Source organism: Sulfurimonas sp., from assembly GCF_027056685.1.
GTDB lineage: Bacteria > Campylobacterota > Campylobacteria > Campylobacterales > Sulfurimonadaceae > Sulfurimonas.
Map to the genome: position 1 here is coordinate 1 of NZ_JALUKE010000173.1, position 8,404 is coordinate 8,404.

The window sequence follows — 8,404 nt, forward strand, 5'->3', positions numbered from 1 at the left end:
ACATAAAGCTGTAGAAAAAGATATTCAAAGTATGCTCAAAGAGTTGGAAAAACTTGATTTTATTAACTTTAGACCAGTGATGATAAGAATAGTATAAATTTAGATGAAAATTCTTATAACTGGTGCAAGTTCAGGGCTTGGTACTGAATTTGCACGCCAATATGCTACAAAAGAGAATGAACTTTTTTTGCTTGCACGACGAGAAGAACGACTTGTTAGACTCAAAAATGAGTTGCAAGATAGATGCAAAAATATTACACTTATTTGTGTGGATGTGACTGCGTTTGAAGCGTTACAAGAACAGATGAAAAAGCTCCCTGTAATGGATATGGTTATATTAAACGCAGGTATTTCCATAGGTCACTTAAACGCAGTGCCTACAATAAGTGAATTTAAAAAGCTTTATGATGTCAATGTCCTTGCAAATCACGCTATTTTAGAAATTTTACTGCCAAAAATGCGTGCTAAACGCAGTGGTAAAGTGGTTTTTATTTCCTCTTTGGCATCACTCTTTAGTATGCCCTCTTCAAAAGTTTACTCCTCCTCAAAACGCGCGCTTAATGCTTATGCAGAGGGCGTGCGTTACAAATATACTCCTTATGGCATAAAAGTCATTACAATTCTTCCAGGATTTATAAAAAGTGAATTGACTGATAAAAATGAGTTTACAATGCCCTTTTTACTTGAGACAGAAGAGGGTGTTAGCAGGATGAAGCGAGCCATAGATACAGGAAAAGAGTTTTATGCTTTTCCGCTTAGATTTTATTTAATCATTAGGTTTTTTAATCTACTTCCATCGTTCTTAAGTCAAAGGATTGTAAACTATCTTAGCTGATATATTCCAGATTTGGCAGAAGAAAATTTTCAATAATCATATTATGAGGACAAATCCTCGCTTCGCTCTGAGCCTCAGAATATAATTCTTGAAAATTTTAATGGACATAAACTGTGTTTAAAAGTAGTTGAGGGTGGTAATAAATGGAAAATATAGAAACAATAGATAGCGTATGTACATACTGTGGTGTAGGGTGTGATATAGCAGCGCATGTTGATGTCAAAGAGAATAAAATCAAAAAGATTTTTGCACATCCTGATGGAGTAGTTTCTCAAGGGAAGCTCTGCATTAAAGGGAAATATGGATATGATTTTGTGGATGCAGAAGATAGGCTGAGAACTCCACGCATACGCAAAAGTTTCTTAGAAAAGAACCCTGCTATAAAAGAAGCTGTGGCGTCTGCTTTAGTTGATTTTGATGCAACATGGTATGAGTGTGATTTGGATGCTGCTACTACTGCTTGTGCTATGAAGTTAAAAGAGATTCAGTCTGCGTTTGGTCGTAAGTCCGTGGCTTCCATCGGCGGGGCGAGAAGCTCTTGTGAATCTTCTTATCTTTTTCAAAAGTTCACCCGTCATACTCTCAACTCCCCTCATGTAGACAACTGTGCGCGTGTCTGTCACTCTCCATCTCTAAAAGGTATGCGTGCAACCATTGGTGAAGGTGCTGCGACAAATCCTTACAATGATATTTATAATACTGAATTTATGATAGTGATAGGCTCAAATACAACAGAAGCACACCCTATTATTGCAAATCGTATTTTAGATGTGGCACGAGAGAAAGATAATTTGGCTGTTTTTGATGTACGAGAAATTAAACTCCACCGTTTTGCAAAGTATAAGGCAATAATGCCTCATGAAGCAAATCTTCTTATCTTAAATATGCTCGCCTATGTCATCATAGATGAAGAGCTGTATGATGAGAATTTTATAGCCGATAGAACAAAAGGATTTTTAGATTTTAAAGAGAAAATTATTAATGATCCTTATGCAAATCCAGACTATTTCAATGAATTAGAGGGGTATGAATACCTCTCTAAAATGGTAAGAAAAGTAGCACGAGAGTATGCACTTAAAAAGTCTATGATATTTTGGGGACTTGGTATTACAGAACATTTAGATGGTTCTTATGCAGTCATGGCAATAACGCACTTAGCTCTTATGACAGGTAACATTGGTAAAGCAGGGGTAGGACTTATGCCTCTTCGTGGACAAAATAATGTACAAGGGGCTTGTGATATGGGAATGTTGCCATACTATGACCCAGATTATCAAGAACCCGAAGAAATGGGGCTTATGACACCACAACTCGTTGATGCAATGTTAGAAGATAGAGTAAAAGCAGTGCTTAATATTGGGGAAGATTTAACACATATTCATCCAAATTTGAATAAATTTAATAAGGCGTTTGAGCGTTTGGAACTTGTTTTTGTGCAAGAGCTTTTTATGAGTGATATTGCAAATCGTGCCGATATTGTTGTGGGTGTAAAATCAGCCTATGAAAAGACAGGCGTCTATATAAACGCAATGCGGCGTCTGCATCTCTCTCAACCACTCGTAAAATCAGATCTGCCAGATGATTGGGAAGTATTACAGATACTAGATAATAAAATGGGGGGCACTGCGGAGTATAAGTCGAGTAAAGATATTTGGCAAGAGGTGCAACGCGTGGCGTATCGTCGTTTTAGCGGTGCTGATTATCACAGACTTGAAAAACATCGCAAGCGTGGTCTACAGTGGCCAGTTCATACAGAAGATACTCCCATTTTACATCAGCTGGATTTTAGAACAGATGATGGTTACGGACACTTTAAATACCATCAATACAAACTGCGTGGTATGGTTGAAGAGATAATAAATAAAAAGCTTACAGGCTATCATCTTACCACAGGAAGAACACTTGCTCACTACAACAATGCAGCACAAACCAAACGCAGCGAGAAGTTAAATAAGCACTACGATGAAGATATTTTACTTGTATGTGAAGAGGATGCAGCTGATTTTACAAGTGAGCGTGTCATTCTTAAGAGTGAGTGGGGTGAAACAAATCCTCTTAAGGTAAAAATCACAGATAAGGTACAGCCAAAAACCCTCTTTGCAACCTTTCATTATGCAGAGTCGAAAATAAACAATCTCTTTGGAGATAAAAGTGATGAGCTTATTCTGACTGCTGCGTTTAAGTCGGTACAGGTTGAAGTTATTAATTGTTAAGATGAGCAGAGCAAAAGGAAATATTGCCGAAGAGAGAGCTACTGCGTTTCTTATTGAGAATGGTTTTAGCATTGTAGAGCGAAATTTTTATTCTCGTTTTGGAGAAATTGATATCATTGCTTCTAAAAATGGAGTATTGCATTTTGTAGAGGTGAAGAGTGGAGAAGAGTATGAGCTTGCCATTCAAAACATTACCCCTACGAAACTTTCACGATTTACAAAAACAGTTTTCGTTTATTTGAAAAAAAAAGATTTGGATGTTGATTTTTGTATTGATGTAGTTATTGTGACACCGCAGAGTATTGAACTTTTGGAAAATATCACACTATGAAAAAAACTTCATATCTCTTTACATTTATACTGTTGCTGCTATTTTTACCTCTTTCTTTAGCCCATGCTACTATGGATGTAAAAAATATGAATAGACCTCTGTTCTTATCGAGTAAAATTTATGTCGATAAAAGTGACAAAACTTTTAAAGAAATTGTGAAGAGTGCAAAGTTTACACCCTTTAATGAAAAAGAGATAAACCTAGGATTTACTCGTAATACCACATTGTGGATTTATTTCACTCTTTATAATTCAGGTGAGAAAAAAGAGACAAAGATACTGCAGATAAGAAACCCTCTTTTAGAAGATGTTTCACTCTATAAAAAAACTCAAAAGCCACAGCATAAGGGAACGCTTTATCAAAGCATACCGAGAGACGAGCTTCACACCATCTTTGAAATAACACTGCAGCCAAAAGAGTTACAAGAGTACTACTTAAAAGTGCGTAATACTACAACGGCGCTGCGTTTAAGTATAAGGCTAAAAGATAAATTAGATTATCTCAAAGATGAATATCATGAACAAAACATCATTTTTATATTTTTGAGTATTCTCGGATTGCTTTTTTTGTACAATTTTGTTCTCTACCTTTACACAAAAGAGAGAGTCTATATTTTTTATCTCTTGTATCTTTTTGCACTGCTTTTTCAGCAGTCAACCTACTTGGGTATTACACAGATGTTCGCGCCTTCCTGGTTTGTCTATTATGACAATTTAGCTGTGGTTTTTAAGGTAAATTTCCTCTTTATAAGTGCTGTTTTATTTGCAAAGAGTTTCCTTCAAACGCAGCGATATGAAAAAATAAACAAGATTTATAACGCTATTTTACTGCTTGGGCTTATAGAGATTCTACTCTTTGGCTTGCCGTGGTTCTATCTGCCTGAGGTCTCAATTGTAACAGCACTCTTTTTTATCTATTTCAATATGTATGCAGCGATTTACATCTATAGGCAGGGAGAGAAAGAGGCTCGTTTTTTTGTGCTAGGCTGGGCATTTCAGCTTGTTGGTTTTACTTTGATGATACTTGATGGACTAGGTTTTACTTCCATAATGGGAGAGCTGACTGACATAGTGATATTTTTAACGGCGTTAGAGGCTATTGTACTCTCTTTGGCATTTATTGACCGTTACAGTATATTTAAAAAAGAAAAAGAGAGGCTCAATACTTCGCTTATGCAAGAGCTGCAAAAGCGTCAAGAGATTGTGGAGCTAGAGGTGCAAAAAGCGACTGTGAAACTTAAAACATCTCTTAAAAATGAGAAAAATCTGCTTAAAGAACTGCATCACAGAAGTAAAAACAACCTACAGTTAATACTCTCCCTTGTGCGTATGCAAGAGGATGAGACAGAAAATAAGGCGCTGCGTTTAGGGCTGCAGGAGTTGGATGGGCGTATTAACTCCATTGCCAAAATTTACACGATGCTCGACATTAAAGAGGATCTGCAAAGAATCGACATGGCTGCATACATTGAAGAGTTGTGTGAAGACATAAAAGCCCTTTCACAAAAAAATGTCACTTATGAATATGATATACGAAATATATTGCTGCCTTTACGCAGTGCTGGGTATGTGGGACTCATTGTTAATGAGTTGGTGACAAACACCATTAAATATGTGCAAAAAGAGCAGATACGCATTCATATAAAGATGTATAAAAAAGAGGGGCGCTATGTGCTGCGTTTACAGGATAACGGTACAGGATTTTCACTTGATGATGCAGCAAAAGAGCATTTGGGAATGAAGCTTATTGTCGCACTTGTACAAAACCAGCTCCACGGTACATTGACACTGCAAAAAGATAGTGATTTTAACATTACCATAAGGTTTAGTGAATGAAAAATGTTGTGATTATTGAAGATGAGAGTATTGTTGCGATGGAGATTGCAGGTTTTGTAAAAGGTTTAGGTTACAAGGTCGTAGCTACTTTCTCAAACGCAGCGGCATGTCTGGCACTTTTGAAAAAAGAGGTGGTCGATCTGATACTGATAGATGTTTACATCGAAGGAGATATGGATGGCATCGCATGTGCGGCGGCGATTCAATCGTGGCAAAACATTCCCATCATATACATCAGTGCCTTTAGTGATGATGAGACTTTAGAGCGTGCCATTAAAACAAAACCGAGTGCCTACCTTGTAAAACCTTTTAACAGAGAGGAGTTGCGTGCAGCGATGAAAATAGCTTTAAGCCATGCACAGGAGCATCAAAAAAGAGGTGATGTGATATTTGATGAAGAGTTCTCGTTCGATACCAAGAGTGATGAACTGCTCCATAATGCACAGAGTGTACACTTGACAAAAAAAGAGCTAGAACTGCTCAAACTCTTTTTAGGTGCAAAAAACAGCGTACTCTCTTTGTATGAGATAGAGAATGAAATATGGCCGGACAAAGAGAGTAATGAAAATACCCGTAGAGCCCTCATCAGCAGACTTAGAGCGAAACTGAACTATAAGTTTATAGAGACCATTCACTCCATAGGATATAAGCTGCATATATAAATTGCAATGTTTTTGCAATGTCTTCGTTTTATAATTGACAGATAGTAACTTAACTTTAGGAGTTAGTGATGTTAATTAAGAAACATATATTTTTCATCCTCGTAGTAGCAATTGTTACTGCGTTTAGCGGATGTAGCGGAGGAGGGTCATCTTCTTCAAACTCTGGTAATACAGGTGGTTCGGCCCAAAAAGGTCCTTTTGCTAATGGGTCTGTTGTAAAGGCTTATGAACTTGTAAATGGTGTTAGAAGTGGTAGTATAGTTCAGACAACTACACATGGAATAAAGGGAGACTTTACTTTTAACTCACTTCCATGGACAAATCCAACTCAAATAGTGGTAACTGGTGATTATTTTGATGAGGTTACAGGAAATTACAGAGGTAATGGAAATCTTTCTGTTGTTATAAAAGGTGGAAAAGGGAAAATAGATGGGGGAGTAAATGTAAATATTTTGACCCAAATCACATCAGCTAGGATTATCAAACTTTTAAAAGAGGGGAAAAGTTTTGATGAAGCTTATGTTTCGGCAAATAACCTTATAGAGGAGATGTTTAATCTTGATTTATCAAATGGCAAAGGTCCTGAAAGTTTAGATTTAACAAAAACAGATAAACCAGATAATGCTAAACTTTTACAAATCTCAGCAGCCCTTCTTTCTACTGACAATCCACAAAAGGTGCTTGAAGATATAGTAGAGGATGCAAAAGATGGGAATTTAGATGGAAAAGGGGATGCTGGAGTTGAAAGTATAAAGGAGAAAATAAAAACTGTAAATCTCCAAGAAGTGGCAGCAAATATAGATCTTCAAGTAGGTTCACACATGGCAACTCATGTTGAACAAATGCTACAAGGAAAACTGCCAGTTGATTTTGATTTGAAGTTTATAGATAGATTTGATGTAGAACTAGGTTCACAAGTGAACTCAAATGAAGTTATACTTTTAGGATTTGACGGAAATGTTAGTGTTGAAGCGATAAATGCAAGTGCTATTATAAATGGTAGTTCTATACTCCACTCAGGAGATACACGTACGCTTCCAGCAGGAACAACTATTAAACTTAAAGCCATAGCATCATCTGATTATGGTACAAAAAAAACTGCAACACTAAAAGTAAATAACAAAAGTTTTTATTTTAGCACTACAACAAAATCAGATCCAAACTCTTCTACTGATACAACTCCAAACAGCTTTAACCTAGGCAAAAAGTTAAATGCAGAACCTTCATCTACTGTTCAAAGTGATGAGATAGTTGTTAGTGGATTATCTAAAAATGTTTTTGTAGATGTAAATGTAACAGGAGGAAAATATAGTGTAAATGGGGTCAACAGAAATTCAACTATTTCTCGTGTAACAAATGGAGATAAGATAAAAGTTAAACTAGCAGCTTCAAATCAATTTTCTACTCTTCAAAAAGCAACTTTAAATATAGGTGAAGTTAGTGGAGATTTTATAACTGTTACAAGAGTTAGAGATATAACTCCAAACATTTTCACTCCGGCTACTAAGTATAATGTTGATTTAAATACTCCATATATAACAGATTATGTCACATTAGATGGATTTGAAGGAGATTTACCTTTAACAGTATCAAATGGATGGGTACAAGCTGAGGGTGATAGTAGTTGGAACATTGGGATAAACAGTGCATCAAAAGGAATAAAAGTAAGATTTAAACAAATCTCTGCAAATGATTTTGATAGAAAAAAAACAACTGCTATAAAACTTGGTAACTATCAAATAACTTTTCAAACTATAACAAAAGCAAATCCAGCTCTTATGGACTATGTACCAACACATTTTAATTTTCCAACTAAAAGAGTAGGTATTGTAGATGGGGATAGTATAAGTGTGGAAAGTGATGCTATAGCTATAACAGGTATAGCAAATGGAAATGGAATAAAAATAAAATCAGGTACAAGAAATGCTCAAATAAAAATCAATAATGGAAACTGGACTAGTGGAGCTATAGAGGGTGTAAAAGCAGGAGATATTTTAAAAGTTAAAATTTTAAATGTTAATAATACCGTTATATCTTATGGAGCAAGTGTTGAGTATTATGATAATGAAGATAGTGATTATAAAAAATTTGCAAATTTTGGAGTTTTAACACACAAAATAACCCAAACCCCAAATGATATAGACTTAGGAAGTCAAACAAATGTAAACTCAAATGGAACTTATTTTTCAAACACAGTTACAATATCTGATCTATCAAGTGGGGTAGAAGTAGATGCAACTATAGTTGGAAATGGTGCTTATGCAAAAAATGAGGCTTGGGAAAGTGTGCATAATGCAAAAAATATAAAACTAAAAAATGGAGATACCATACAGTTTAGACTTATCTTTCTTGATGAGCCTGAAGGAACAACAGAGAGTATGTTTTTAAACTTCAAAAGTAAATCTTTTAGTTTTTCTGTTACAACAAATAAAGCTCCTATCTTTCAAACTACACCATCTTTCTCAAATGTAGAAGTTGGTGATCACATAAGTTTTACTCCAAGAGTTATTGATGATTCTAGCTTAACA

General features: G+C 35.7%; 6 protein-coding genes. All 6 read left to right on the forward strand.

Annotated elements, in window-relative coordinates; genetic code table 11:
* Nucleotides 1–103: 103 nt before the first annotated feature.
* Entirely contained in the window at nucleotides 104–835 is a 732-nt protein-coding gene (locus tag MVY38_RS07485; RefSeq protein ID WP_297484860.1) for an SDR family NAD(P)-dependent oxidoreductase, read from the forward strand.
* Nucleotides 836–978: 143 nt separating this feature from the next.
* Nucleotides 979–3,048, forward strand: coding sequence for a molybdopterin-dependent oxidoreductase (locus MVY38_RS07490; protein ID WP_297484862.1), 2,070 nt, complete (start codon nucleotides 979–981; stop codon nucleotides 3,046–3,048).
* A gap of 1 nt (nucleotide 3,049) precedes the next feature.
* Nucleotides 3,050–3,379, forward strand: a complete 330-nt coding sequence (locus MVY38_RS07495) for a YraN family protein (RefSeq protein ID WP_297484865.1) — start codon at nucleotides 3,050–3,052, stop codon at nucleotides 3,377–3,379.
* Nucleotides 3,376–5,214, forward strand: coding sequence for a 7TM diverse intracellular signaling domain-containing protein (locus MVY38_RS07500; protein ID WP_297484867.1), 1,839 nt, complete (start codon nucleotides 3,376–3,378; stop codon nucleotides 5,212–5,214). Before MVY38_RS07495 ends, MVY38_RS07500 begins: the two co-directional genes overlap by 4 nt.
* Nucleotides 5,211–5,876, forward strand: a complete 666-nt coding sequence (locus tag MVY38_RS07505) for a response regulator (RefSeq protein ID WP_297484868.1) — start codon at nucleotides 5,211–5,213, stop codon at nucleotides 5,874–5,876. The genes MVY38_RS07500 and MVY38_RS07505 overlap by 4 nt, the downstream gene beginning before the upstream one ends.
* A 68-nt stretch (nucleotides 5,877–5,944) precedes the next feature.
* Nucleotides 5,945–8,404: hypothetical protein (locus MVY38_RS07510; RefSeq protein ID WP_297484870.1), on the forward strand; the 2,460-nt coding region annotated here is incomplete at its 3' end.

Excerpts from the sequence above, each read along its gene's own strand:
- MVY38_RS07485 (WP_297484860.1), top strand. The coding sequence starts at position 104 with ATGAAAATTCTTATAACTGGTGCAAGTTCAGGGCTTGGTACTGAATTT.
- MVY38_RS07490 (WP_297484862.1), top strand. The coding sequence starts at position 979 with ATGGAAAATATAGAAACAATAGATAGCGTATGTACATACTGTGGTGTA.
- MVY38_RS07495 (WP_297484865.1), top strand. The coding sequence starts at position 3,050 with ATGAGCAGAGCAAAAGGAAATATTGCCGAAGAGAGAGCTACTGCGTTT.
- MVY38_RS07500 (WP_297484867.1), top strand. The coding sequence starts at position 3,376 with ATGAAAAAAACTTCATATCTCTTTACATTTATACTGTTGCTGCTATTT.
- MVY38_RS07505 (WP_297484868.1), top strand. The coding sequence starts at position 5,211 with ATGAAAAATGTTGTGATTATTGAAGATGAGAGTATTGTTGCGATGGAG.